Source organism: Micromonospora musae (genome assembly GCF_003626635.1).
Taxonomy (GTDB): Bacteria; Actinomycetota; Actinomycetes; order Mycobacteriales; family Micromonosporaceae; genus Micromonospora; species Micromonospora musae.
Genome location: NZ_RAZT01000010.1, coordinates 203,267 through 225,897, shown reverse-complemented (window position 1 = coordinate 225,897; position 22,631 = coordinate 203,267). Strand labels below are relative to the sequence as shown.

Here is a 22,631-nt window from a genome sequence, read left to right as displayed (position 1 = left end):
GTACGGGCACCCGCGACGCACACTGGTTGCCATGGTGATCCCCCTGCCCCGGCCGTCGTCCGTCATCGGCCTCACGCGCTCCGCCCTCGACCAGGCCCGCGATTCGGCCACCTCGTTCGCGGCCGTGCCCGCCCGCGCGTTCGCCGTGCTCGACGGCGTCGAGGCGCTGCTGACCCGGATCAACGGGGTGGTGGACCGGATCGAGCAGACCCTGGACCGCACGGACCACGTGCTCGAGACCGCGACCGAGGTGGCCGGCAGCGCCGCCGTGGTGGTCGGGCAGGCGGAGCAGGTCGCCCGCAAGGCAACCACGGTGGTGACCGAGGCGGACGCGGTGGCGGCGCGGGCGGCGGCCGCGGTGACCACCGGGGCGGAGACGGCGGCCACCGCTGCCGAGTTGATGACGACGTACGAACCGGCGCTGCGCCGGGCCGCACCCATGGCGACGCGCTTCGTCGAGCAGCTCAGCCACGAGGAGGTCACCGCCGCCATCCGGCTCGTGGACGAGTTGCCGAAGCTGCGCGAGCACCTGACCTCGGACGTCCTGCCGATCCTGGCCACCCTCGACCGGGTCGGCCCGGACCTGCACGACCTGCTCGAGGTGACCCGCGACCTCAAGCTCGCCGTCGCCGGCATTCCCGGGCTGGGCATGCTGCGCCGCCGGGGTGAGAAGCTCACCGACGAGGCGGACCAGGCCGGCTAGCAGTCACAGCTGATCGTGGACCGGGGCGCGGTCAGCTCGTCGGCGGGCCGCTGGGTCAGCCCGGTGTCCGTCATCACCGGCAGCCCCTCCCGCACCCAGTACTCGTAGCCACCGAGCATCTCCTTGACCGGGTAGCCGAGTCGGGCGAACTCCAGGGCGGCGCGGGTGGCGCCGTTGCAGCCGGGACCCCAGCAGTAGGTGACGACCGTGGAGCCGGCCGGCACGACCTCGGCGGCGAGCGCGCCGATCTCGGCGGTCGGCAGGTGCACGGCGCCCGGCAGGTGCCCCTGCCCCCACGCGGTCGTCCCTCGGGAGTCGACCACCACCAGACCGGGGGTCCGCGCGGTGAGATCCGCGTACACGTCGCTGACATCGGTCTCGAAGCTGAGCCGGGCGAGGAAGTGAGTGGTGGCGGTGGTGGGGTCGGCCGCCGGGACGGCGAAGGTGTTCGTCATGACACCGATCCTGCTCAGCGACGGCGCGGGGGACGAGTGGCGACAACGCCGTCCTGCGCTAACATCCCGCCATCGAGCAGAGCGTGGCGGTCCTCGCGTACCCGGGCATGTCGGTCTTCGAGACGGGCATCGTGACCGAGGTGTTCGGGCTGCCCAGACCCGAACTCGGCGTCGACTGGTACGACCTGCGGGTCTGCGCCGAGCGGCCCGGCGCGGTGCCGTTGGTCGGCGGGGCCACGCTGCACACCCCGTACGGCCTGGACGTGCTGGCGGGGGCCGGAACGGTGATCGTGCCCGGGGTACCGGACGTCACCGCGGACCCGTCGCCGGAGCTGGTCGCCGCGCTGCGCCGGGCGCACCGGCGGGGCGCCCGGGTCGTGTCGATCTGCTCGGGCGCGTTCGCGCTGGCCGGCGCCGGGCTGCTCGACGGGCGGCGGGCCACCACCCACTGGCGGTACGCGGACCTGCTCGCCCGCAGGTATCCGGCCGTCGAGGTGCATCCGGACGTGCTCTACCTCGACGAGGGTGACCTGCTCACCAGCGCCGGCAGTGCGGCGGGCCTGGACCTCTGCGTGCACCTGGTCCGGCTCGACCACGGCGCGGCGATCGCCAACGCGGTCGCCCGTCGGCTGGTCATCCTCCCCCACCGCGACGGCGGGCAGGCCCAGTTCATCGAGGCCCCGGTGCCGCCCGACCCGGGCGACGACCGGATCGCCGGCAGCCTCACCTGGGCGCTGGCCCATCTGAGCGAGCCGCTGACCGTCGCCCGGCTGGCCGGGCAGGCGCACATGTCGACCCGCACCTACCTGCGGCACTTCGGGCGGGCCACCGGCACGAGCCCGATCCGGTGGCTGATCGACCAGCGGGTTCGGGCCAGCCTGGCGCTGCTCGAGACGACGGACGCACCGGTCGAGGAGATCGCCGCGGCGGTCGGCTTCGACTCGCCGGTCACCTACCGCCACCACTTCGGCCGGGCCATGCTTACCTCTCCGTCGGCGTACCGGCGGGCGTTCCGCGCCGTCGCGGCGCCGTTGAGCGACAACGGTGGCTCGGTTCAGGCGGAGGCGTAGAGCTCGTCGATCTCGGCCCGGTAGGGCAGCGCCACGGAGGCGCCGAGCCGGCGGGCGCACGCCGCTCCCGCGGCCGCCGCCCAGCGCACGGCGTCCACCAGGTCCCGCCCCTCGCCCCAGCCCACCGCCAACGCCGCCGTGAACGCGTCACCGGCGGCCGTCGAGTCCACGGTCTCCACCTTGACCGAAGGCACGTGCACGGCCGTGCCGTCCCGGTCGCCGTACCAGACCCCCTCGGCGCCGAGGGTGAGCACCGCGCGGGGCGTGAGCTCCAGCAACGCCTGCGGCGCCTCCCGGCCCCGGCCGGTCAGCGCGTGCGCCTCGCGTTCGTTCACCACCAGCACGTCCAGGGCGGCCAGCAGCTCGTCGGGGAGGGGCCGGGCCGGCGCGGCGTTGAGGACGACCCGGGTGCCGGCGGCGCGGGCGACCATCGCCGCCTCGGTCACCGTCTCCACCGGGATCTCCAGCTGGGCCACGAGCACGTCGGCGGAGCGTACGGTGTTCAGCTCCGCCTCGGTGAGGCTCGTCAGCGCGCCGTTGGCGCCCGGGGTCACCAGGATCGCGTTCTCGCCCTCGGCGTTGACCATCACCAGTGCGACGCCGGAGGTGCCGTAGACCACCCGCAGGTGTCCGGTGTCCACACCGGCCGCGCCGATCCGCGCCTTCAGCGTCACCCCGAACGAGTCGGAGCCGATCGCGCCGAGGAAGGTGCAGGACGCGCCCGCTCGGGCGGCGGCGATGGCCTGGTTGGCGCCCTTGCCGCCCGGCACCATCACGAAGTCGGTGCCGAGCATGGTCTCCCCGGTCCGGGGCAGGGCCGGGGCCATCGCGACCAGGTCCATGTTCGCGCTGCCGACCACGGCCACCCGGGTCTGCGCCACCGGCGTCTCCTGTCTCGACTCGGCGGGATGCGGGGGCGGGCCGTCAGGCGGCGCGGGCGGTGTAGCGGTCGCCGGAGCGCTGGACGATCAGCGGCAGGCCGAAGGTCTTGGAGAGGTTGTCGCCGGTGAGCGTCTCCTCGATCAGCCCCTGCGCCACCACGGTCCCCTCGCGCAGCAGCAGCGCGTGCGTGAAGCCCGGCGGAATCTCCTCGACGTGGTGCGTGACCAGCACCATCGCCGGCGCGTCCGGGTCGTACGCCAGCTCGGAGAGGCGCGCGACCAGGTCCTCGCGCCCGCCCAGGTCGAGCCCGGCGGCCGGCTCGTCGAGCAGCAGCAGCTCCGGGTCGGTCATGAGCGCACGAGCGATCTGCACCCGCTTGCGCTCGCCGTCGGAGAGGGTGCCGTACGCGCGGTCGGCGAGGCCGCCCACACCGAGCTGCCCGAGCAGCGCGCGGGCCCGGGCCTCGTCGGTGCGGTCGTAGCTCTCCCGCCAACGGCCCACCACCGACCAGGCGGCGGTGACGACCACGTCGCTGACCCGCTCGTCGGCCGGTACCCGCTCCGCCACGGCGGCGGTGGTGAGGCCGATACGGGTGCGCAGTTCGTTGACGTCGGTCCGGCCGATCCGCTCACCGAGCACGTGGGCGGTGCCGTTGGTGGGATGCAGCCGACCGGACGCGAGGTTGAGCAGGGTCGTCTTGCCGGCCCCGTTCGGGCCGAGCACAACCCAGCGCTCGTCCAGCTCGACCCGCCAGGTCAGATCCTGTACCAGGGCGGTGCCGGAGCGGCGTACGCCGACGCCGTCGAGGCTGACCACCAGATCCGGGTCCACGGGAGCGGTGGCGGGGTTGGCGCCGGTGGCGCCGGGGATCAGGTCACCAGTCACCCGTCCATCCAACCACGCACAGCCGTGGCGCCCCCCACGGGCGGCCGGCCGGCTCTAGGGTGGGACGCCGTGTCGTTGGTCACCGATGCCGAAGGACGGTCGATGCCGGCTCGAAGCAGGGAATCGCGCGGGTGAGCGCGGTCATCGAGATCGAGGGTCTGCGTAAGACCTTCAACAGTGTGCGCAACGGCCGCCGGGTGGCGGTGGACGGCTTCGACCTGACGGTCGGCGCGGGTGAGGTGCACGGCTTCCTCGGCCCGAACGGGTCGGGCAAGACCACCACCCTGCGTGCCCTCCTCGGGCTGGTACGGGCCGACGGCGGGTGGATGAACGTGCTCGGCGCGCCGTCGCCCACGCACCTGTCGCAGGTGGCCGGGCGGGTCGGGGCGATCGTGGAGAGCCCGCAGTTCTTCGGCAACTTCACCGGATACCGGACGCTACGGCTGCTCGCCCTCGCCGGCGGAGTGCCGGTGAGCCGCGTGGACGAGGTGCTGGAGCAGGTGGGCCTGCACGACCGGGGTGACGAGCGGGTGAAGGGCTACTCGCTCGGTATGAAGCAGCGGCTGGCGGTCGCCTCGGCGCTGCTGAAGAACCCGGAGCTGCTCATCCTCGACGAGCCGGCCAACGGGCTCGACCCGGCCGGCATCCGGGAGATGCGGGATCTGATGCGGTCGCTGGCCGACGCCGGGGTGACCGTGCTGATCTCCAGCCACATCCTCGCCGAGATCCAGCTGATCTGCGATCACGTCACGATCATCTCGCGAGGGCGGCGGGTGGCGGCGGGCCGGGTGGAGGAGGTGCTCGCCGGCTTCGACCAGCACGAGTTCCTGGTTCGGGTGGCCGAGCCGGAGCGCGCCGCGGAGCTGCTGCACGCCGGCGGGTTGCCGGCGGTCGCGCACCCCGACCATCTCGTGGTCGGTCAGGTGGACGACCCGACGACGATCAGCCGGCTGCTCGGTGAGCAGGGGCTGTGGGTACGCGAGCTGACGCCGCTCCGGCCCGACCTGGAGAGCGTCTTCCTGGAGCTGACCGGCGAGGGCGCGCACCCGGAGGTGCCTCGTCAGGTCGACTCGGGTGCCCGGGACAGGGTGATCGAGCTGGACACCGGGGTCGGCGAAGGCAGAGGGGGCGACGCGTGAAGCTGGTCCGTGCCGAGTTGGAGCGGCTGGGGGCCCGCCGCTTCGTCCAACTCATGCTCGTCCTGCTGGTGCTGGCCTTCGGGGTCACCGCGTCGACGACCCTCGCCGGCTCGCACCAACCCACCGCCGCCGAGCTGATCGAGGCCCGGAACCAGGCGGCCGAGTCCCGGCGGCAGATGGACGACGTCTACCAGCGCTGCGTGGACCGGGTGAACGGGAATCTTCCGCCCGGCGCGGAGGAGGAGTACTTTCCGGCCGACTGCAGTGAGGTCGACCCGGTACGCCAGGAGCGGCTGCCGGTGGCGACCGACTTCCTCTCCGGGGTGTTCGTCTTCTCGCAGCAGGCCGAGTCGCTGCTCTACTTCCTCATCGCCTTCCTGGTGCTCTTCGGGTTCCTGGTCGGCGCGTCGTACATCGGCGCCGACCTGAACTCGGGCGGCGTGGTGAACCTGCTGCTCTGGCGGCCGAAGCGGATGACCGTGCTCGGCGCGAAGCTGGGCACGCTGCTCGGCGGCGTGCTCGGGTTGTCGCTGCTGGCCTCGGTGGCGTACCTCGCCACGTTCTGGGTGATCGGGCAGGCGGCCGGGTTCCCCGGCCATCTCGACGGGGTGTTCTGGCGTGACCTCGGCTCGGTGCACGGGCGTGGGTTGGTGCTGGTGCTGCTCACCACCGTGCTCGGGTTCGCGCTCGCCACGCTGGGCCGGCACACCTCGGCCGCGCTGGGCACGGCGGCTGCGTACCTGGTGGTCTGGGAACTCGGCGCTCGCCTGGTGATGGAGATCGTGGACACCGCCCATCCGGACCGGTTCATGCTCTCCAGCCATGTGGGTGCCTGGCTCACCGGCCGGGTCGAGTTCTGGGACGCGACCGCCTGCGCCACCGCCACCGGCTTCTGCGATCGGGTCTACGCGCTGACCTGGCAGCCCGCGCTGGCTGTTCTGCTCGGCCTGACCGCGGTGCTGGCCACGGCCGCGTTCCTGGTGTTCCGCCGCCGGGACCTGATCTGAGCTGCGGCGGCGGGAGGCGGCGGCATGAGGCGACGCCTTGCAGGCGCTGAACGGATCGTGAAGAATTCCTTCACATGATCGGCGTCGGTGTGGCCCCACCCGGACGGGCGGGGTCACGCCGGAGGTCAGCCCACCGTGGAGCCGAAGACCTCGTCGCGGACGGCGTCCAGCGCGGTGCGCAGCGCGCCCCGCAGGATCGGCTCCTCGGTCAACCCGGTCGGCACCACCCGGGGGCGCACCAGCGAGATGTCGGCGACCTCCTGCTGCACCCGGTCGGCGAGGGCCGACCCGCCGGCCTGGCCGACCTCACCGGCGAGGACCACGAGCGGGGGGTCGAGCACCACGCAGGTGCTGGCCACGCCGAGCGCGAGCCGGCGGGCCAGTTCGTCGAGCACCGGGCCGCCGTCGGCGCCGGCCTCGATCGCGGCGCGTACCGCGTCGGTGGCGTTGTCGGCCGCGAAGCCGTTCTCGCGTGCCACGGCGCAGACCGCCGCCGCGTCGACCAGCCGCTGGAACGCGGGCTTGGCCCGCCGGGAGACGTCGCGCGGAATGGGAACGCCGGGCACCGGGAGGTAGCCGATCTCGCCGGCCGCGCCGCTGCTGCCGTGGTGCAGCCGCCCGCCGAGCATGATCGCCTGACCGACGCCCGCGCCGATCCAGACCAGGACGAAGTCCGACAGGCCCTGGGCGGCGCCGGACTGGGCCTCGGCGACCGCGGCGAGGTTCACGTCGTTCTCGAAGACGACCGGGGTGTGCAGGTCCTCGCGGAGGGCGGCGAGCAGCCCGCGGTGCCAGCGCGGCAGGTTGAAGGCGAAGGTGATGTCCCCGGTGCCCGGGTCGACCAGACCCGGCGTGCCGAGCACCACCCGGCGGACGCTCGACAGCTGCGCCTGGGCACTGCCGGCCGCCTGGACGACGGCGTTGTGCACCACGCCCACCGGGTCGTCGGTGTCCCGGGTGGACTGCTCGACCCGGCCGATGACCGCTCCGGTGATGTCGGCGCAGGCGGCCACCACCCGGTCCGGGCCGACGTCCACGCCGATCACGTGTGCGCTGCCCGGCCGTACGGCGTAGAGCTGGGCGTTCGGTCCCCGGCCGCCGGCCTGCTCGCCGACCCGGGCGACCAACCCGCGCTCCTCCAGGCGCTCGACCAGCTGCGAAGCGGTCACCTTCGACAGCCCGGTGAGTTCACCGAGCCGGGCGCGGGTCAACGGGCCCCGCTCGAGCAGCAGTTCCAGCGCCGCACGGTCGTTGAGCGCCCGCAACAGGCGGGGGGTGCCGGGCAGCCGGGTCGCACTCATGCCGCGTCCTCAAGGTTTAGTAAAGTTTGCTAACTGTAAACCGACTTGGAAATGGGTAGCCGTAGCGTATCGGCCACCCCGACCCGGAGTACTCGGTCGACCCGGCAGGGCTGCGCGGGCGGGACGGCCGGAAGCTCCGGGTACGACTTGCGTGCCGTGCGGCACCGAAGGGGGAAACCTGTGGGGCTGGATCCAGGACTACGCCGGCTCGCGCTCGGCACGCTGCTGGCCGCGTACCCGGGACCGGTCCCGCCCGACTGGGCGGTCGACCTGCTGGCCGAGGGGCTCGCCGGGCACACCCTCTTCGGCACCAACGTGCACGACCCGGCGCAGCTCGCGGCGACCACTGCGGCGCTGCGCGTGGGGCGGGCGGACGTGCTGATCGCGATCGACGAGGAGGGCGGCGACGTCACCCGCCTGGCGCACGCCACCGGCAGCCCGTATCCGGGAAACGCGGCGCTCGGCGCGATCGGTGACGTCGCGCTGACCCGGCGGGTCTACGAGGCGATCGGCGCGGAACTGGCGGAGCTCGGCATCACCGTCAACCTCGCGCCCACGGTCGACGTGAACACCGCCGACGAGAACCCGGTGATCGGCACCCGCTCGTTCGGCGCGGACCCGCTCCGGGTGGCGGCGCACTCCGCCGCCGCCGTGGCCGGGCTCCAGGCCGTCGGGGTGGCGGCCTGCGCCAAGCACTTCCCGGGGCACGGGGCGACGGTCGCCGACTCGCACCACGAGCTGCCCACCGTCGACGTGCCGGTCGACGTGCTGCGCCGCCGGGACCTGCCACCGTTCGCCGCCGTGATCGCCGCGGGCGCGCAGGCCGTCATGACCGCGCACATCCGCGTGCCGGCGTTGACCGGCCCCGGGCCGGCCACCTTCAGCCGCGCGGTCCTGGTCGACCTGCTCCGCACCGAGTACGGCTTCACCGGCGCGGTCGTCACCGACGCGCTGGAGATGAAGGGCGCCTCGGTCGCGGCCGGCGGCGTCGGCCCGGCAGCCGTACGGGCCCTCGCCGCCGGCGCGGACCTGCTCTGCATCGGCGCGAAGGTCGACGCCGACCTCGTCGAAGAGGTCGCTGGCGCGATCGTCGAGGCGATCGGCGACGGCCGGCTGGAGCGGCGCCGGGTCGAGGAGGCGGCCGGTCGTGCCGCGACGCTCGCCGCCTGGACCCGGGCCGCGCGCCGCGAGCCGACCGGCGGCGGCACCGACCTGGGGTACGCGGCGGCGCGCCGGGCCGTGAAGATCGACGGGGTGCTCACCGACCTGAAGCGACCGCTGGTGGTGCAGCTGCACGCCGCGTCGAGCATGGCCGAGGGGCGGGTGCCCTGGGGACTCGGCCCGCATCTGGCCGACGCCGAGGAGGTCCGCGTGGTCGCCGGTGAGGCCGATCCGGCGGCCCTGCGCCGGCTCGCCGGGGACCGGCCGATCGTGCTGGTCGGACGCCGCCTGCACCAGCTCCCCGGCGGGCCGGAGCTGGTCACCGCGCTGGCCGCGGCGCATCCGGTCACGGTGGTCGAGATGGGCTGGCCCGCCCAGTGGCGTCCGGCCGGAGTGCGGGCCTTCGTCACCACGTACGGGGCGAGCCACGCCAACGGCCGCGCGGCCGCCGAGGCGCTCGGCCTCGCCGGCTGAAAGGCTCAGCCCGCACCCTGCGTCACGAGGGTGGCGCGCCGGCCGACCAGCCTCCTCCCCAGGTCAAGTCCACTATTCGACACGTCGAACCGGCGCGAGGCGTCTTGCTCCGGGGGCGTTCGATACGTAGCGTGATCAGCGGAAGACGCGGCCGCACGTGTGTGGGTCGCGCCCACGGGGACCTGGGGGGAGGCTGCGGACCGTGGATCCGGCCCGGGATCCACGGTCCGCGCTGTACGCGGCCACCGAAGCCGTCCCGGTTCGCCGCCGGTGCCACGCTCGGCGCCCACCGTGCGGCGATCCCCGACTCGGCACCGCACCGACCTCGGAGTTCAGCGCGGGTACACCCCGAACGAGCGCCAGCCACGGTCGGGAAACCCGGCGGCCTCGGCCACCCGGGCCGACGCCTGGTTGCCCCGCCCGTGCAGGTAGGTGGGGACCGCCCCCTCGTCGAGCACCCGACGGGCGGCCTGGGCGACGAGCCGCCGGGCCACCCCCCGACCCCGGGCCTCCGGCGCGGTACCGACGGCCAGCTCGTGACCGTACGCGTCGTGCCGCTTCACCCCCGCTCCGGCCAGGTAGCGGCCGTCCGGGGCGCGTACCACCAGCACGTCGGAGTCGAAGAGTCGCAGCCAGGGCGGCAGCCCGGGCGCAGTGGGCGGAATCCACTCCCCCACGTCGGGTAGTGGCGCGGGCGCCAGGCTCCACCGGAACGGGCCGTCGTGCGTGGTCCAGTCGGGCAGGCCGACGGCGGCGGGCAGGGCCGGGATCAGCCGATCCAGCGGAAGGTCGGTGAGCGCCCGCACGGCCGTGACCCGGTCCGGCGGTACGGAGAGCACGGCGCCGTGCGCGGTGCCGACCGCGAGCGCGGGCCGCAGCCGGCCGTCCCAGGCCGGGCGGGCGCGCCGGTGCGACGAGACCACGTGCAGACCGGGCCCGGCCGGCCACTGCCCGAGCCAGGTCGCCAGGTGCAGGTGGAGTCGCCGGTCGAGCACGCCACCACCTCCGTGAACCGTCCCGCCCCCGGTGGCGTCCGGCTCACCGTCTCGGCACCCCGGCCAGCGGGTCTCGTCGCCGATCACCGTACGCCGAGCGGACGCCCGGGGTTGGGCGGACCGGCCTCTCCCGAGCCGCACCGGGCCGGCGACCCACGGGCGGACGCGGTGCCGGCGGCGACGTCCGGTCGATCGGCGCGGTCAGCTCAGCCGATGGCGTGGGTAGCGGGACTCGGCTCCGGATTGCTTACCGCGCAAGGGAACCAGGTGCCGTATCCCCACGTCACATCCATTTCCATACATGTACACCTTTCTCTGGGACGGTGAACGTCATGCCGAATCAGCCGAACGACCGGCACCAGCAGGAGATCGAGCGCCGCTGGCGCAACCGGATCGCCGCCCGCTTCCCGGCGCAGCCGCCGTACCGCGGTGTCCGGGCCTGCGCTGACCCGGATCGGGCCCTGGGCTGGGCCGAGCTGAACAAGCTGCCCGCCGGGGCGTCCGCGCGGCACGGGCGCGGCGGCCGCTGACGGCGCGAGCGGCGACACACGGGCCCGTCCACTCCAGGTTTTCGCACACCTGTCGGGTAACGTCTTCTGGTCCCGAATCCGGCCGACGACAGGAGTAGCTCCGCGCATGGGCAAGAAGACGATCCGCGTCTCCGACTTCAGCGGCACAGTTCTGCAGGCGGAGGACGAGGTGGTCCGCATCGTGGTGTTGGAGCACCCCGACCTGGTCGCCGGGCCCGTGCAGCTGGAGGCCACCCCACTGGAGGTGGAGAGCATCGACGACGCCGCGCTGGACGTGGCGGTGGTCGAGGTCTACGACCAGCCCGACGGTGAGCCGCGCCGGGTGGTGCTCACGGCCAGCGAGTTCGACTCGCTGGCCACCGACACGCCGATGGCGCAGCTGCTCAAGACCGCCGAGCGGGTGCGTCCGCCGAAGGCGCGCAAGGCCGCGGAGCGGATCGACTACGGCACCGTCGAGCACGCCGGGAAGCCGCACCGGGGTCGAGTGACCGAGGAGGAGGCCCGGTTGGTGCGGGAGCAGCTCGACGAGGTCAACAAGCGCCTCGCCGACGCCGGCATCCGCCAGATCGACCCGGCCGACCCCGAGCACGCGGCCCGGTACGGCTTCCCCACCGCTTCCTGACCCGGCCGGGTCAGGCCCGGTTCCGCACGATCTCCTCGAGCGCGGCGACGATGTCGGCCTCGGCGGCGGCCTTGTCGACGCCGAGGCCGGCCAGCACGCCGCTGCCGTTCTCCATCTCCAACAGCGCGAGCAGGATGTGCTCGGTGCCGACGTAGTTGTGCCCGAGCCGCAGCGCCTCGCGGAAGGTCAGCTCCAGCGCCTTCTTGGCCTGCGCGTCGAAGGGGATGAGGGCGGGCGGCTCCTCGGCCGGGGGCGTCGGCAGCGCGGCGACGGCCGCCTCGCGTACCTGCTCCAGGGTGACGCCCTGGGCGACGATCGCCTTCGCGGCGAGCGCCTCCGGCTCGCCGAGCAGCCCCAGCACGATGTGCTCCGGCCGGATCTCGGCGTGCCCGCTGGCGCGCGTCTCGTTCTGCGACATCACCACCACGTTGCGGGCCCGCGGGGTGTAGCGGTGGAAGCCCTGCTGCGGGTCGAGCGGCGCGTCCTTGGCGACGAACCGCTTCTGTGCCGCCTGCTTGCTGACGCCCATGCTGCGGCCGATGTCCGTCCAGGAGGCACCCGCGCGGCGGGCCTGGTCCACGAAGTGTCCGATGAGGTGATCGGCCACCTCACCGAGGTGGTCTCCCACGAGGACGGCGTCGCTGAGCTGCTCCAGCGGCTCGCTGCGGGCCTTCTTGATCGCCTGGATCAGGTCGTCCAGGCGTACCGGGTTGTTGGTCGGGGAAGCATCAGTCATGCGTCAACTCTAGGTTGACGCACCCGGATCGTCAACCCAGAGTTGACGCTTCGGCCCGACGGCGAACGGAACGGTCAGGGCGTGTGCGGCACCGGCTCGGCCAGCGCCTGGATCTCCGTCGGCAACTGCGCCAGCGCCTCAAGGAACTCCCGGTGGCCCACGACGCGGTGCAGGGTCTGCAGAACGGCCCCCGCGCCCCGCTCGGCGATGAGAGGGCTCACCTGGGCGCGCTCGGTGACCCGGCGCAGGAACTCGTCGTACCCGAACACCTCGGGCTCCTCCGGCGCCGTCCGGGCCAGCAGCGGCCGAAGCTCGTGCGCCACATGACCGGCCAGAACCCCCGCCTCGCCGCCGCTGATCCGCTCGGCGAGCGTAAGTAGGGTGGCCTCGGTGAGGGCTCGGGCGGTCACCTCCGGGACGCCGGCCCGGTCCGCCACCTTGTCGAAGAAGCTCAGCTCGGCCATGACCCGTCCTTCCCGATCCGGAGATGCGTGGCTACCCACAGCCCTCGACGGCAAACGGCGACCGGCGACCGACCCCCACGCCGGCACCGGCGCCGGGATACCGTTTCCGGCGACCGCCGACGCCTCCCCGGATCGGGCGGCCGGTCGCGGTCGGTCCGTCGGAGGGTGGGAAGTGGTGCGTCTCCACGTGGGCTGCGCGATGTGGTCGCACCGGGCCTGGCAGGGCCGATTCCTGGCGCACCCGCTCCCCGCCGACGAGCGGCTACGGCACTACGCCGGCTGGTGCGACGCCGTCGAAGGGAACACCACCTTCTACGCGACCCCGGCCCGGGAGACCGTGGCGTCGTGGGCCGAGCAGACCGGCCCGGACTTCCGGTTCGTGGTCAAGCTGCCGAAGCTCATCACGCACGAACGTCGACTCCGCGACGCCGACGACGCGCTGCACGGGTTCCTCGACGCGATCGAGCCGCTCGGCCCACGGGCCCACGCCCTCTGGATCCAGTTGCCGGGCTCGTTCGGCCCCACCGACGTGCCCGTGCTCGCCCGTTTCCTGCGCCGCCTCCCCACCGCCCACCGGTACGCCGTGGAGGTCCGCCACCCCGCGTTCTTCGACGACCCGCGAGCGGCACGCCTCCTCGAGCAGACGCTCGCCACCGTGACCGCCGAGTGGGTCCCGTTCGACACCACCGCCTTCTTCTCGAGCCCGCCCACCAGCGACGCGGAACGGGACGCCTGGGTGAAGAAGCCCCGGGTGGCGCTGCGATCCGCCGCGCTGACCGACCGGCCGATCGTGCGCTACCTCGGGCGCGACGACACCGAACGGACGGTCGAGGGCTGGCAGCACTGGGTCGAGGTCGTCGCCGGGTGGCTGCGGGAGGGCCGCTTCCCCACGATCTTCGTGCACACCCCGGACAACGCGGACGCACCGCTGCTCGCCCGGCGTTTCCACGACGAGGTACGGGCTCGGATACCCGAGCTCGCGCCCCTGCCGGTCCCGCTCCCGCTTACGCTCCCGGTCGAGCCGCCGACCCTCTTCTGACCGTCGGCACGCCCCGGCCGGGCCGCCCGGAGTGCGGCGGGGCGCAGCGGGTATCCGCCGGGCGTGACCTGGGGTGCAGGTCGGTCGGGCGGGCAACCCGTGGGCACCGGAGGAGCAGGCAGCATGAGCAACGCCGGGGCGCGCCTCTCACCGAACGCCTCCCTGGTGCTGCTCGCCTCGATCCTGGTCTCCTTCCTGGCCGCCTCGGCGGCCCCGACCCCGCTCTACGGGATCTACCAGGAGCACTGGCACTTCTCACCGATCACCACCACCGTGGTGTTCGCCGTCTACGCCGTGGCGGTGCTCGGCACCCTGCTCACCTTCGGCAAGCTCTCCGACTACGTCGGTCGCCGGCCGATCCTGCTCTCCGCGATCACCGTGCAGATGATCTCGTTGCTCATCTTCGTCTTCGCGAACGGCGTACCCACGCTTCTCGCCGCCCGAGTGGTGCAGGGGCTCGCGGCCGGCGCCGCCACGGGCGCCATCGGCGCCGCCATGCTCGACATCAACCGCTCCCGTGGCACGCTCGCCAACTCGTTCGCGCCTGGCATCGGAACCGGCACCGGGGCGCTGCTGTCGGCGCTGTTCATCCAGTTCCTGCCCGCGCCGACCCGGCTCGTGTACATCGTCCTGCTGGTGATCCTGCTGATCCAGGGCGTCGGGATCGTGCTGATGTCGGAGACCGTCACGCCGATGAGGGGGGCGCTGCGGAGCATCCGGCCGGAGATCACGCTGCCGCACGCCGTACGCGGGCCGGTGCTCGCCGTCGTCCCGGTGCTCTTCGCCGCCTGGGCGCTCGCCGGTTTCTACGGCGCGCTCGGCCCCGCCCTCGTCCGCACCCTCGGGCCCACCTCGATCGTGGTCGGTGGGGTGGCCCTCTTCGTCTTCGCCAGCCTCTCGTCGATCACCGTGTTCCTGCTGCGCAACGCCCCCGCCCGCACCATCATGCTCACCGGCATCAGCGCCCTCATCCTGGGCATGATCGTCACGCTGGTGTCGGTCATGATGGACCTCGTCGCCGGCTTCTTCGTCGGCGTCGCGCTGGGCGGCGTCGGCTTCGGCGGCGGCTTCCAGGGCAGCCTCAAGACCGTCCTGCCCCTGGTCGAGGCGCACGAACGCGCCAGCGTCCTCTCCCTGCTCTACGTCGTCTGCTACGTGGGCTTCGGCCTGCCCGCGGTCATCGCGGGCTTCCTCGTGGTCTACGGCGGCGGCCTGCCGATGACCGCCGACGAGTACAGCGTCGCCATCATCCTGCTCGCCGCCATCGCGCTCTTCGGGCTGCGCCGAAGCGCGAAGAAGGCACCCGCCTGACCCACACCGCTGATGGCGTACGTCTCGTGGAGACGTACGCCATCGTCGCCTGCCCGACCGTGGGGCTACCGTTGCGCCGTCTTCCCGGTGGGTCGTCGCCGTCCGGCCCGCCCCGGCAGTGGCATCGTCGGCGAGAGGGGCGGGTCGCAGTGACGTCCGAGCCGGTCACGCGGGACGGCGCCGGCGTCGACGTCGTACCCGCCGAGACATCGCCGACCCCGCAGGACGTGCTGGTCACCGTGCGCGGCGGCACCCTGCGTGGCGTACGCGAGAACGGGCTGACGATCCTGCGCGGCGTCCGGTACGCGACCGCGGAGCGCTTCGCCCCACCCTTGCCGGAGAAGCCCTGGTCCGGGGTACGCGACGCGCGGGAACACGGCGGCGCCAGCCCGCAGCCGGCGGACCGGTCCGTGAAGCCCGCCGGCAGGTCCGAGGTGAGCGCGCAGTCGGAGGACTGCCTGAACCTGACGATCGTGACGCCAGCTGCCGATTCGGCGCGGCGGCCGGTGCTGGTCTGGCTGCACGGCGGGTCGTACCGCTCCGGCGCCGGATCCTGGGATCGCTACCGCACCGACCGGCTCGTCCGGGAGGGCGACGTGGTCGTGGTGAGCGTCAACTACCGGCTCGGTGCGCTCGGCTACCTGCGCGCGCCCGGCGTCTCCCCCGGCAACCTCGGCCTGCTCGACCAGATCGAGGCGCTGCGCTGGGTACGCGACAACGCGGCCGACCTGGGCGGCGACCCGGAGAACGTGACGGTGGTGGGACAGTCGTCGGGCGCCCACTCGGTGGCCTGCCTGCTGGGTGTGGCGCAGGCGCGCCCGCTACTGCGCCGGGCCGTGCTGCAGAGCCCGCCGCTGGGCCTGGGACTGGGCAACCCCGCGCTGGCCGCACGGGTGGCCGAACGTTTCCTCACCCGGCTGGGACGGGATCCGTGGGAGGCGTCCACGGCCGAGGTGCTCGCCGCGCAGCAGTCGAGTGAGCGGGACATGTCGGGCCGCGCCGGATTCGGCATGGCCCCGGTCTACGGGCCGGTCGCCGGCGTGGATCCGCTGCCGGACGTCCCGGGCTGGCGAGCCGCCGCCCAGGCGGGCGCCGAGGGCCTGGAGGTGGTGCTCGGCACCACCCGCCGCGAGATCGCCTACTACCTGGCCGCCGGTCCGATCTCCCGGCGGGTGCCGCTGGTCGGGCGCGCCGTCGAGGATGGGCTCATCGACGCGGTGACGCGGACGGTCTTCGCCCGGCCCACCCTCCGCTTCGGCCGGCTGCTCGCCCGAGCCGGCGCGCGGGTCTTCGTGTACCGCATCGACGATCCGGCGTCGACCTCGCCGTACCGCGCCTGCCACACCAGCGACCTGCCCCTGCTCTTCGGCGACGAACTCGCCTGGGCGGACGCCCCGATGCTCGCCGGCCTGACCTGGAGCGAGTTGTCCGATCGCGGCGCGCCGATCCGCTCGGCCTGGTTGTCGTTCGCCTCCGGCGGTGCCGAGGCGCTGACCGCCCAGGGCTGGCCCGGGTACTCCGGGCGGGCCGCCGAGGTACGCCACTTCACCTAGGCCGCGGCCACCCTGCTTGATCGACTCGGTTTCCTGGAAGTCGGGCCGTCCCACACCGTGTGATGCCCCGACTTCCAGGAACACGAGTCGATCGACGAGCACTCTCCGGTTGTCTACCATCGCCCGATGGCGATCAGATCCGTCGCGGCCGGGCCGAGACACAGCGCCACCTGGCTGAGCCCGCTCCTCGTACTGCTCGGCACCATCGTGGTCGCGTTCCTGCTGATCTCGCCCATCCGCATCGGGCCCGGCGACCACGAGAAGTACGCGAGTTGCGGCAACGCCCTGAGCATGGACCTCAGCCCGTGGGCGAACGCCCCGAACTCCGAGGACAAGCGGTACTACTGGGAGATGGCACACCGGATCTGCACCACTGAGCGCATCGACCGGGTGGCCCAGGCGGTCGGCGCGCTGTCGGCGACCCTGCTGATCTCGGCCGTCGTCGTGGTGCGGCGTCAGCTGCGAAGCAGGTCGGCGAGCGAACCGGAACGCTAGGCCGAAGTTCCGGTCAGGAGCGTGCCGTGTTCGCCCCACAGCCAGCGCAGGTACACCCGCAGCTCCTCGAACGTGGCAACCCACCCCTTCTCCGCATACCTCAGAATTCGCTCCACTTCGCCCGGCAGTAGGTCGTAGGCGGTCGCTCGGGTTTCCGGGGCGGCAGCGTCGGGTGCGACCGGCACCGGGTCCGGGACGAGGGGAATGCGGATTCCACCGCGGCTGAGCGCCTTGAGGACCGTCAGGTAGACCCGGGGCAGGTGGTAAGCGGAGACAGCGAGCGCGAGACTCGCGATATCGAGCTCTTCTACGTGGGCGGCGATCCAGGCGGCCTGCAGGCCCGTGTTGGGCGCCGGCTCGGCCTGGAGCCGAACCCCGTCGAGTCGACGAAGGCCGAGGCCACGCAGGTAGGGCAGGTCGATCTCCTGGTACGTCTCCTCCGCCGGGTTACCGTTCGCGACCAGCAGGTGCCGGATGTTCCGGTTGGCCTGCCAGCGCCGGATGGCGTGGGTGAGGCGCCACTCCTCCCCCTGACCGGTGGGTACGACGAGCGCGTCGACACGGTCGGCCGCTGGCTGCGGCAGGGCCAGGATCGCCATGACGGCCTTCGTCATATCCAGCAACTGGGCGGCGGTGAAGGCGGCGAGTTCCTCCGCCCGTACGACCCGCGGTGTCGGCCCGTTCACGCGCGCCTCTTCGTCGTCATCGCGCCCCACCCGCGGCGATGCGCTGCAACGCTCGTACGTAGCGGTCGGTGACGATGGCCTGCACCTTCCGGCCCGCCGGGCCACCAAGGCGGGCCGCCAGCGACGCGGGACGCGAGAAGGCTGTGATGGCGAGGCGGGCCTCCCCGTCGGGCCCGATCCGGACGACGAACAACTCCTCGCCTCGCACCGGGTGACCGGGCAGCGTCCCGTAGGCGAAGCCCCGCCGGTCCGGCTCGTCGACCTGGTAAACCACCCGGCAGGGCCCTAGGAAACCGAGCGGGCGGATCCCCCAGCGCAGCAGCACCACGGCACCGTCGACGGCGCTCGGCCCCGAGGCCGTCACGGCCAGGCCGGCGCCGCGATGCATCTCCCAGGAGAGCAGCCCGTCGACCGCCCGGTCGAAGACGGTACGGCCGACCCCCAGGCGGGCGTCCCGGCTCGCCGGCCGGTAACCCGGCGGCAGCCGGTGGCGAGTGGCACCAGGCTCGGCGTACGTCAACTCTGCCGCCGCCAGCTCGCCGAGCCGCTTCTGATCGCGAGGTAGTCGGATCACACCCCGTGTCTACCCGGTGAGCGACCTCGTTTCCCGTCCCTTCGGCCCTATTCATCGATCGAACGGAAGGAGGTCGTCGTCTCGTCCGGTCTGAGGTAGTCCGGCCGCCACGGCGATGACCTCGACTGCCTCCTCGAAGGAGACCGTCTCCGGGAGGACCAGTTCGTCCGGCCAGCCCAGAACATCGCCGGCGGCATACCAGCCGCTCATCTGCTCGGCGGTGAACTCGTCGACCTGTGGGCGGGTGAGGTGCCGCCGCAGGGTCTCGGGCAACGACACGTCCAGGTAGCAGAAGAGCGTTCGTCCTCGGTGGCCTGCACGCAGAGCGGTCAGCATGCTCCGGTAACGACTCGCGTGCATGATGCCTTCCAACACCACGTGGTAGCCGTGGTCGAGCGCGAACCGGACGGTCTGCGCGATCAGGGTGGGTGCCGCGCGCCGGGCTTGTCGCGCTCCCGCAGCAGGATGCGCCGCAGGTAGTCCCGCTCTACCAGGGCACAGCCCCGGCCGTGCCGGTGCCGTAGCTCCCGGGCGATGCTGCTCTTGCCCGATCCGGAATTGCCCCGGATGCAGACGAGGATCGTGTCCGAACTGCCGGCGCGGACGGGCTCAACGGACACGGCGCCTCCTCGTCGCCAATCGTCGCCCATCGGGAAATCGGAGTCGACTCCATCGACAGGTGGTCGAACCGGATTGGAGCCCGGCCAACTCGACGGGTCGCCACGGCGATTGCCGCGATCGGCCGTGGCCGCGTCAGCGGCCGTGGCCGCGCGACGCATCTGCGCGGACGTCGATGTTCAGAGCGTCGACGGCCATCCGGGCCAGCTCGGGAAGGTGGTTCTCGGTAAGGGCCACGCCCGGCAAGTTGTCCAGCGGTGCCGCGAAGGCGTGCAGCCGGTTGCCCCGCAGGTCGGCGCCGTCGAGGCGGCAGGATTCCAATTCCAAGTCGCTCAGGTCGCACGACCGCAGTGCGACGCCGGAGAGCCGACAGGATGACCAGGTGCCGTGGACGAGGGTGCAGTCGGTGAAGGCCACCGAACCGGCGGCGCTGACACGGTTCAGAGTGGCGTAGTCGAACCGGCAGTTGCCGAACAGGACGTCCTTCAGGCGGACGTCGATGAGTCTGCTTCCGGTGAGGCGAGAGCCGGTGACTGAGCACCGCTCGATGTTGACGCCCGTGAGGGCCGCTCCGGACAGGTCCGTCCGGACGATCTCGCACCCGTAGAGGGCGCCGCCCTCCCAGTTGATCTCACCAAGATCCGCTTCCGTGATCCGGCAGCCTCGGAAGTTCCGGTCCGCGACCTGCTGACCTCGCCAGGAGGCGTCCTGCATGAGGCCGTCGTGGAGATCGTCGTCGGGTAGGTCGGTGATCTGGTGAAGGCCTTCCGGGTCAAGGTCGGGCAGGAGGATCGTCACGTCGCCCACGGTGGTCGTACGCATGTCTCTTCAACCGGTCCGGACCCAGGGCAGGCACGCCACCCCGCGCGTCGATCGTGTCGCCAGCCGGCGGGCTACGTCTTCTCGTTCCAGTTGTGCCAGCCGGGTCGGCCCTCACCGGTCAACAAGATCGCCCTCAGCCAGTCGACAACGCCGTGACCTCGGTCGCCGAGTTGATCGGCAGGCAACTGCCGATCGCCATCGTCCCGTACCAAAAGGCCCTGACCCGGTGTGAACCACCAGGCCAGGGCCTATCTCGTTGGTGCGCCGCCAGGGACTCGAACCCCGAACCCGCGGATTAAGAGTCCGCTGCTCTGCCAGTTGAGCTAGCGGCGCTCGCTGACAACGGGGAGAGACATTAACAGGCCGCCGGGACACCCCGTGCGGGAGGGATGGCCTACGGGTGGATCACCACGCGCCGGCCGCGCAGCTCCCCCTGTTCGAGCATCCGGTGCGCCTCCCCCATCGCCGACAACGGCAGCGGCAGCGTCTCACGCGGGGCCAGCCGCCCGGCGGCGAGCATCCGGTTCACTGTCCTGGCGGCCTCGGCCAGCTCGTCGACGGTGGCGCGGGAGATGACGAAGCCGATCACGGCGCGATCGTTCTGGTAGAGCGCGCCGACGGGCAGCACGGGCCGGGCAGCGCCCCCGGTGAGCAGCACCACCCGGCCGCGCGGGGCGAGCAGGTCGATCACCGGTTCCAGCTCGTTACGGCCGGCCGTGTCGAGGTACACATCGACGCCGTCGGGGCAGGTCGATCTCAACCGGTCGACGAGGTCAGAGGTCCGGTAGTCGAGCACCTCGGCGGCGCCGTTGCGTCGACAGCGGTCGGCGTCGGCCGCCGACGCGGTCGCCACGACGCGCGCCCCGGCCGTGGCGGCGAGCGCGACCAGGGAGGTGCCGACGTTTCCGGCGCCGCCCGCCACGACGACCGTCTCCCCAGGCCGGAGCCGGCCGTGGACGAAGAGCGCGAGGTACGCCGTGGCGGCGGGGTGGAGCACGGTCACCGCGGTGGCCGGGTCGACCCCGGCGGGCAGCCGGTACAGCCGGTCGACCGGCACCACGGCCCGCTCGGCGGCGCTGCCCTGCCGGCCGTCGTGCCCCAGGCTGTTGCACCAGACCAGTTCCCCGGCGCGGAAGCCGGTCACGCCCGGCCCGGCCTCGGCCACCCGGCCCACGAGGTCGCGGCCGACCACGAAGGGCAGCGGCAGCGCCGTGCGATAGGCCCCGGAGCGTACGAAGGTGTCGACGGGGTTCACGGTCGTGGCGAGCACGTCCACCAGGACGTCGGTCGGGCCGGGGCGTGGTGCCGGCAGGTCGCCGATCAGGATGTCCGCGGCGGGCCCGGGACGCTCGATGTACGCGGCTCGCATGGCGTCATTCTGCTCGGCCCGTCGAGCGCCCGATACTCCGCGCCGGAATGCGAAAAGGCTCCGACCCGATGTAGAACATCAGGCCAGAGCCTTCACCAGCTGTGCGCCGCCAGGGACTCGAACCCCGAACCCGCGGATTAAGAGTCCGCTGCTCTGCCAGTTGAGCTAGCGGCGCTCGGTGGCAACGGGGAGAACATTAGCACGGGCTCTGAGCGGGGTTCCAATCCGATACCCGGCTCCACCCTTCGGGCGAGCTTAACGGGCAAAAGCATCAAACATCCTGGATTCCCCGCGCGCGGGTCCTGGCGACAGCGCCGGATACGGCACCATGTCCGCCAGGTACGCGAGAACAGAGGTGGGGATGGTCACGTTCACGCGGGCCGGGGCGTTGGTGGGCGCCCTGGCTTTGGCGGCATCGCTGGCGCTGACGGGTTGCGGCGACGAGCAGCAGAAACCGTCGTTCGTCGGCGGATCGGCATCGGGCGGCAGCCCGGGTGCGGCGACCGGCGACACGTCGACACCCTCCGCCCCGGCCGGGCCGCCGTTGCCGCTCAGCCCGGGGAACGGGACGAAGAACAAGCCGGTCAGCACCGAGATCAGCGCCGACCTGCCGGACGGCGCCAAGGTCACCAAGGTCACGCTGACCAACGCGGCCGGCGATGGGGTCCAGGGCAAGATGCGCACCGACGGCTCGTCGTGGGTGCCGAACGCTCCCCTGAAGTACGGCACCACGTACACCGCGACCGTCAGCGCCACCGCCGCCGACGGAACCGCTCGTCAGGGCAGCAGCACCTTCACCACCATGAAGAAGCCGAAGTCGACCATCGGCTCAGGGCTCTACCTCTTCGACGACAAGACGTACGGCGTGGCGATGCCGGTGGTGACCGAGTTCCATCCGGGCATCCCGAAGAAGGACCGGGCGGCCGTACAGAAGCGCATGTTCGTCCGCACCGATCCGCCGCAGCCGGGCGCCTGGCACTGGGTGGAGAACGGCACCCAGGCCTACTACCGGGCACCGGAGTACTGGAAGCCGGGCACGACGCTCAACGTCCGGATCGCGTTGGCCGGCATCCCGCTGAGCAACGGCCGCTACGGCGACGTCGACCGGAAGGCCACCGGCAAGATCGGCCGGTCCTTCGTGATGAAGGTGGACAACGCCACGAAGCAGATGACGGTGTACGAGGGCGGCAAGCTGGTTCGGACCATGCCGGTGAGCCTCGGCAAGAAGAGCACCCCCTCCTCCAGCGGCACGATGGTCGTGATGGAGAAGAAGGAGAAGACGGTCTTCGACACCCGGGACGATCCCGATCCCGCCAACCGCTACGTCACCGACATCGAGTTCGCCCAGCGGATCACCTGGGGCGGCGAGTACATCCACGCCGCGCCCTGGTCGGAGCACGTGCAGGGGCGGCAGAACGTGTCGCACGGGTGCGTGAACGTCTCCACCGCCAACGCCCGCTGGCTCTTCGAGCAGTCGAGGGTCGGCGACCCGATCACGATCAAGGGCACCGAGCGCAAGCTGGCCGCCGGCAACGGCTGGACCGCCTGGAGTTTGAGCTGGTCACAGTTCGTCAAGGGCAGCGCCCTACCGGTCCCTGAGGGTGGGGCCGGCCCGGCCGTCTGACGCCATCCGCGGCGCCGGCTCGCACCGTCGAGCCGGCGCGGGGTCGCGTACGCTGTCGAATCGATGGACGGGATCGGACCCGTCGGATATCGAGTCCCCTTCGCGAACAGCGAATT

Annotated in this window: 23 protein-coding genes, 2 tRNA genes and 1 pseudogene; 12 read left to right on the top strand and 14 right to left on the bottom strand. The window is 72.5% G+C overall.

The window, feature by feature from the left end; genetic code table 11:
* Window positions 1–31 precede the first annotated feature (31 nt).
* Window positions 32–703 (top strand): hypothetical protein, encoded by a 672-nt coding sequence (locus tag D7044_RS21105; RefSeq protein WP_120689989.1) that lies wholly within the window; start codon window positions 32–34, stop codon window positions 701–703.
* Here D7044_RS21105 and D7044_RS21100 read toward each other — a convergent pair.
* Entirely contained in the window at window positions 700–1,158 is a 459-nt protein-coding gene (locus D7044_RS21100) for a rhodanese-like domain-containing protein (protein ID WP_199716713.1), read from the bottom strand. The genes D7044_RS21105 and D7044_RS21100 overlap by 4 nt on opposite strands.
* A gap of 107 nt (window positions 1,159–1,265) precedes the next feature.
* On the opposite strand from D7044_RS21100, the gene D7044_RS21095 reads away from it, so the two are divergent.
* Complete coding sequence (locus D7044_RS21095) at window positions 1,266–2,228, top strand: helix-turn-helix domain-containing protein (RefSeq protein ID WP_120690047.1); 963 nt, start codon at window positions 1,266–1,268, stop codon at window positions 2,226–2,228.
* Here D7044_RS21095 and D7044_RS21090 read toward each other — a convergent pair.
* Both D7044_RS21090 and D7044_RS21085 read right to left on the bottom strand, forming a co-directional pair.
* Window positions 2,213–3,109 (bottom strand): ribokinase, encoded by an 897-nt coding sequence (locus D7044_RS21090; RefSeq protein ID WP_120689987.1) that lies wholly within the window; start codon window positions 3,107–3,109, stop codon window positions 2,213–2,215. The genes D7044_RS21095 and D7044_RS21090 overlap by 16 nt on opposite strands.
* Before the next feature lie 43 nt (window positions 3,110–3,152).
* The gene (locus tag D7044_RS21085; RefSeq protein ID WP_120677489.1) at window positions 3,153–3,995 is read right to left on the bottom strand and encodes an ABC transporter ATP-binding protein; all 843 of its coding nucleotides are present in this window, start codon (window positions 3,993–3,995) and stop codon (window positions 3,153–3,155) included.
* Between the two features lie 131 nt (window positions 3,996–4,126).
* On the opposite strand from D7044_RS21085, the gene D7044_RS21080 reads away from it, so the two are divergent.
* Entirely contained in the window at window positions 4,127–5,134 is a 1,008-nt protein-coding gene (locus D7044_RS21080) for an ABC transporter ATP-binding protein (protein ID WP_120677491.1), read from the top strand.
* Window positions 5,131–6,141 (top strand): ABC transporter permease subunit, encoded by a 1,011-nt coding sequence (locus D7044_RS21075; RefSeq protein WP_120689986.1) that lies wholly within the window; start codon window positions 5,131–5,133, stop codon window positions 6,139–6,141. The genes D7044_RS21080 and D7044_RS21075 overlap by 4 nt, the downstream gene beginning before the upstream one ends.
* Before the next feature lie 125 nt (window positions 6,142–6,266).
* Here the strand turns inward: D7044_RS21075 and D7044_RS21070 are convergent, their stop codons facing one another.
* The gene (locus D7044_RS21070) at window positions 6,267–7,442 is read right to left on the bottom strand and encodes an ROK family transcriptional regulator (RefSeq protein ID WP_120689985.1); all 1,176 of its coding nucleotides are present in this window, start codon (window positions 7,440–7,442) and stop codon (window positions 6,267–6,269) included.
* A gap of 180 nt (window positions 7,443–7,622) precedes the next feature.
* On the opposite strand from D7044_RS21070, the gene D7044_RS21065 reads away from it, so the two are divergent.
* Window positions 7,623–9,077, top strand: coding sequence for a glycoside hydrolase family 3 N-terminal domain-containing protein (locus D7044_RS21065; RefSeq protein WP_120677497.1), 1,455 nt, complete (start codon window positions 7,623–7,625; stop codon window positions 9,075–9,077).
* A gap of 332 nt (window positions 9,078–9,409) precedes the next feature.
* Here the strand turns inward: D7044_RS21065 and D7044_RS21060 are convergent, their stop codons facing one another.
* Complete coding sequence (locus tag D7044_RS21060) at window positions 9,410–10,072, bottom strand: GNAT family N-acetyltransferase (RefSeq protein ID WP_120689984.1); 663 nt, start codon at window positions 10,070–10,072, stop codon at window positions 9,410–9,412.
* 332 nt (window positions 10,073–10,404) lie between these two features.
* On the opposite strand from D7044_RS21060, the gene D7044_RS21055 reads away from it, so the two are divergent.
* Together D7044_RS21055 and D7044_RS21050 are read left to right on the top strand one after the other, a co-directional pair.
* Complete coding sequence (locus tag D7044_RS21055; RefSeq protein WP_120677849.1) at window positions 10,405–10,602, top strand: DNA repair protein; 198 nt, start codon at window positions 10,405–10,407, stop codon at window positions 10,600–10,602.
* 106 nt (window positions 10,603–10,708) lie between these two features.
* Window positions 10,709–11,224 carry a hypothetical protein gene (locus tag D7044_RS21050; RefSeq protein ID WP_120677502.1) on the top strand — a complete coding sequence of 172 codons (516 nt, stop codon included), beginning with the start codon at window positions 10,709–10,711 and terminating at the stop codon, window positions 11,222–11,224.
* A gap of 10 nt (window positions 11,225–11,234) precedes the next feature.
* Here the strand turns inward: D7044_RS21050 and D7044_RS21045 are convergent, their stop codons facing one another.
* Window positions 11,235–11,960: a Clp protease N-terminal domain-containing protein gene (locus D7044_RS21045; protein WP_120677504.1), complete on the bottom strand. Its 726-nt coding sequence runs from the start codon at window positions 11,958–11,960 to the stop codon at window positions 11,235–11,237.
* Window positions 11,961–12,034: 74 nt separating this feature from the next.
* On the bottom strand, window positions 12,035–12,424 hold the full coding sequence (locus tag D7044_RS21040; protein ID WP_120677505.1) for a DUF2267 domain-containing protein: 390 nt from the start codon (window positions 12,422–12,424) through the stop codon (window positions 12,035–12,037).
* A 199-nt stretch (window positions 12,425–12,623) separates the two neighbouring features.
* Between D7044_RS21040 and D7044_RS21035 the strand changes: the two genes are divergently transcribed.
* From D7044_RS21035 to D7044_RS21015, 4 genes are all read left to right on the top strand, one after another.
* Window positions 12,624–13,463 carry a DUF72 domain-containing protein gene (locus tag D7044_RS21035; protein ID WP_199716723.1) on the top strand — a complete coding sequence of 280 codons (840 nt, stop codon included), beginning with the start codon at window positions 12,624–12,626 and terminating at the stop codon, window positions 13,461–13,463.
* A gap of 123 nt (window positions 13,464–13,586) precedes the next feature.
* Window positions 13,587–14,774, top strand: a complete 1,188-nt coding sequence (locus D7044_RS21030) for an MFS transporter (RefSeq protein WP_120689983.1) — start codon at window positions 13,587–13,589, stop codon at window positions 14,772–14,774.
* A 149-nt stretch (window positions 14,775–14,923) separates the two neighbouring features.
* The gene (locus D7044_RS21025; protein WP_158610021.1) at window positions 14,924–16,327 is read left to right on the top strand and encodes a carboxylesterase family protein; all 1,404 of its coding nucleotides are present in this window, start codon (window positions 14,924–14,926) and stop codon (window positions 16,325–16,327) included.
* A gap of 126 nt (window positions 16,328–16,453) precedes the next feature.
* Window positions 16,454–16,822 carry a hypothetical protein gene (locus D7044_RS21015; RefSeq protein ID WP_120677511.1) on the top strand — a complete coding sequence of 123 codons (369 nt, stop codon included), beginning with the start codon at window positions 16,454–16,456 and terminating at the stop codon, window positions 16,820–16,822.
* On the opposite strand, the gene D7044_RS21010 is transcribed toward D7044_RS21015, so the two are convergent.
* The 7 genes and pseudogenes from D7044_RS21010 to D7044_RS20980 form a co-directional block, all read right to left on the bottom strand.
* On the bottom strand, window positions 16,819–17,436 hold the full coding sequence (locus tag D7044_RS21010) for a YdcF family protein (protein ID WP_233565079.1): 618 nt from the start codon (window positions 17,434–17,436) through the stop codon (window positions 16,819–16,821). The two genes, D7044_RS21015 and D7044_RS21010, sit on opposite strands and share 4 nt — an antisense overlap.
* An 88-nt stretch (window positions 17,437–17,524) precedes the next feature.
* Window positions 17,525–18,082 carry a DUF1990 family protein gene (locus D7044_RS21005; protein WP_233565073.1) on the bottom strand — a complete coding sequence of 186 codons (558 nt, stop codon included), beginning with the start codon at window positions 18,080–18,082 and terminating at the stop codon, window positions 17,525–17,527.
* Window positions 18,083–18,133: 51 nt separating this feature from the next.
* A pseudogene (locus tag D7044_RS21000) lies at window positions 18,134–18,732 on the bottom strand (kinase).
* A gap of 103 nt (window positions 18,733–18,835) precedes the next feature.
* On the bottom strand, window positions 18,836–19,522 hold the full coding sequence (locus D7044_RS20995) for a pentapeptide repeat-containing protein (RefSeq protein WP_120689982.1): 687 nt from the start codon (window positions 19,520–19,522) through the stop codon (window positions 18,836–18,838).
* Window positions 19,523–19,779: 257 nt separating this feature from the next.
* Window positions 19,780–19,855 (bottom strand) — tRNA-Lys (locus tag D7044_RS20990).
* A 61-nt stretch (window positions 19,856–19,916) separates the two neighbouring features.
* The gene (locus tag D7044_RS20985; protein WP_120689981.1) at window positions 19,917–20,891 is read right to left on the bottom strand and encodes an NADPH:quinone reductase; all 975 of its coding nucleotides are present in this window, start codon (window positions 20,889–20,891) and stop codon (window positions 19,917–19,919) included.
* Between the two features lie 102 nt (window positions 20,892–20,993).
* A tRNA-Lys gene (locus D7044_RS20980) sits at window positions 20,994–21,066 on the bottom strand.
* A gap of 186 nt (window positions 21,067–21,252) precedes the next feature.
* Between D7044_RS20980 and D7044_RS20975 the strand changes: the two genes are divergently transcribed.
* Window positions 21,253–22,515 (top strand): L,D-transpeptidase, encoded by a 1,263-nt coding sequence (locus D7044_RS20975; protein ID WP_120677519.1) that lies wholly within the window; start codon window positions 21,253–21,255, stop codon window positions 22,513–22,515.
* Window positions 22,516–22,631 lie beyond the last annotated feature (116 nt).

Excerpts from the sequence above, each read along its gene's own strand:
- D7044_RS20985 (WP_120689981.1), bottom strand. The coding sequence starts at position 20,891 with ATGCGAGCCGCGTACATCGAGCGTCCCGGGCCCGCCGCGGACATCCTG.
- D7044_RS21045 (WP_120677504.1), bottom strand. The coding sequence starts at position 11,960 with ATGACTGATGCTTCCCCGACCAACAACCCGGTACGCCTGGACGACCTG.
- D7044_RS20975 (WP_120677519.1), top strand. The coding sequence starts at position 21,253 with ATGGTCACGTTCACGCGGGCCGGGGCGTTGGTGGGCGCCCTGGCTTTG.
- D7044_RS21100 (WP_199716713.1), bottom strand. The coding sequence starts at position 1,158 with ATGACGAACACCTTCGCCGTCCCGGCGGCCGACCCCACCACCGCCACC.
- D7044_RS21095 (WP_120690047.1), top strand. The coding sequence starts at position 1,266 with ATGTCGGTCTTCGAGACGGGCATCGTGACCGAGGTGTTCGGGCTGCCC.
- D7044_RS21055 (WP_120677849.1), top strand. The coding sequence starts at position 10,405 with ATGCCGAATCAGCCGAACGACCGGCACCAGCAGGAGATCGAGCGCCGC.
- D7044_RS20995 (WP_120689982.1), bottom strand. The coding sequence starts at position 19,522 with ATGCGTACGACCACCGTGGGCGACGTGACGATCCTCCTGCCCGACCTT.
- D7044_RS21040 (WP_120677505.1), bottom strand. The coding sequence starts at position 12,424 with ATGGCCGAGCTGAGCTTCTTCGACAAGGTGGCGGACCGGGCCGGCGTC.
- D7044_RS21010 (WP_233565079.1), bottom strand. The coding sequence starts at position 17,436 with ATGACGAAGGCCGTCATGGCGATCCTGGCCCTGCCGCAGCCAGCGGCC.
- D7044_RS21070 (WP_120689985.1), bottom strand. The coding sequence starts at position 7,442 with ATGAGTGCGACCCGGCTGCCCGGCACCCCCCGCCTGTTGCGGGCGCTC.
- D7044_RS21015 (WP_120677511.1), top strand. The coding sequence starts at position 16,454 with ATGGCGATCAGATCCGTCGCGGCCGGGCCGAGACACAGCGCCACCTGG.
- D7044_RS21050 (WP_120677502.1), top strand. The coding sequence starts at position 10,709 with ATGGGCAAGAAGACGATCCGCGTCTCCGACTTCAGCGGCACAGTTCTG.
- D7044_RS21035 (WP_199716723.1), top strand. The coding sequence starts at position 12,624 with ATGTGGTCGCACCGGGCCTGGCAGGGCCGATTCCTGGCGCACCCGCTC.
- D7044_RS21030 (WP_120689983.1), top strand. The coding sequence starts at position 13,587 with ATGAGCAACGCCGGGGCGCGCCTCTCACCGAACGCCTCCCTGGTGCTG.
- D7044_RS21105 (WP_120689989.1), top strand. The coding sequence starts at position 32 with ATGGTGATCCCCCTGCCCCGGCCGTCGTCCGTCATCGGCCTCACGCGC.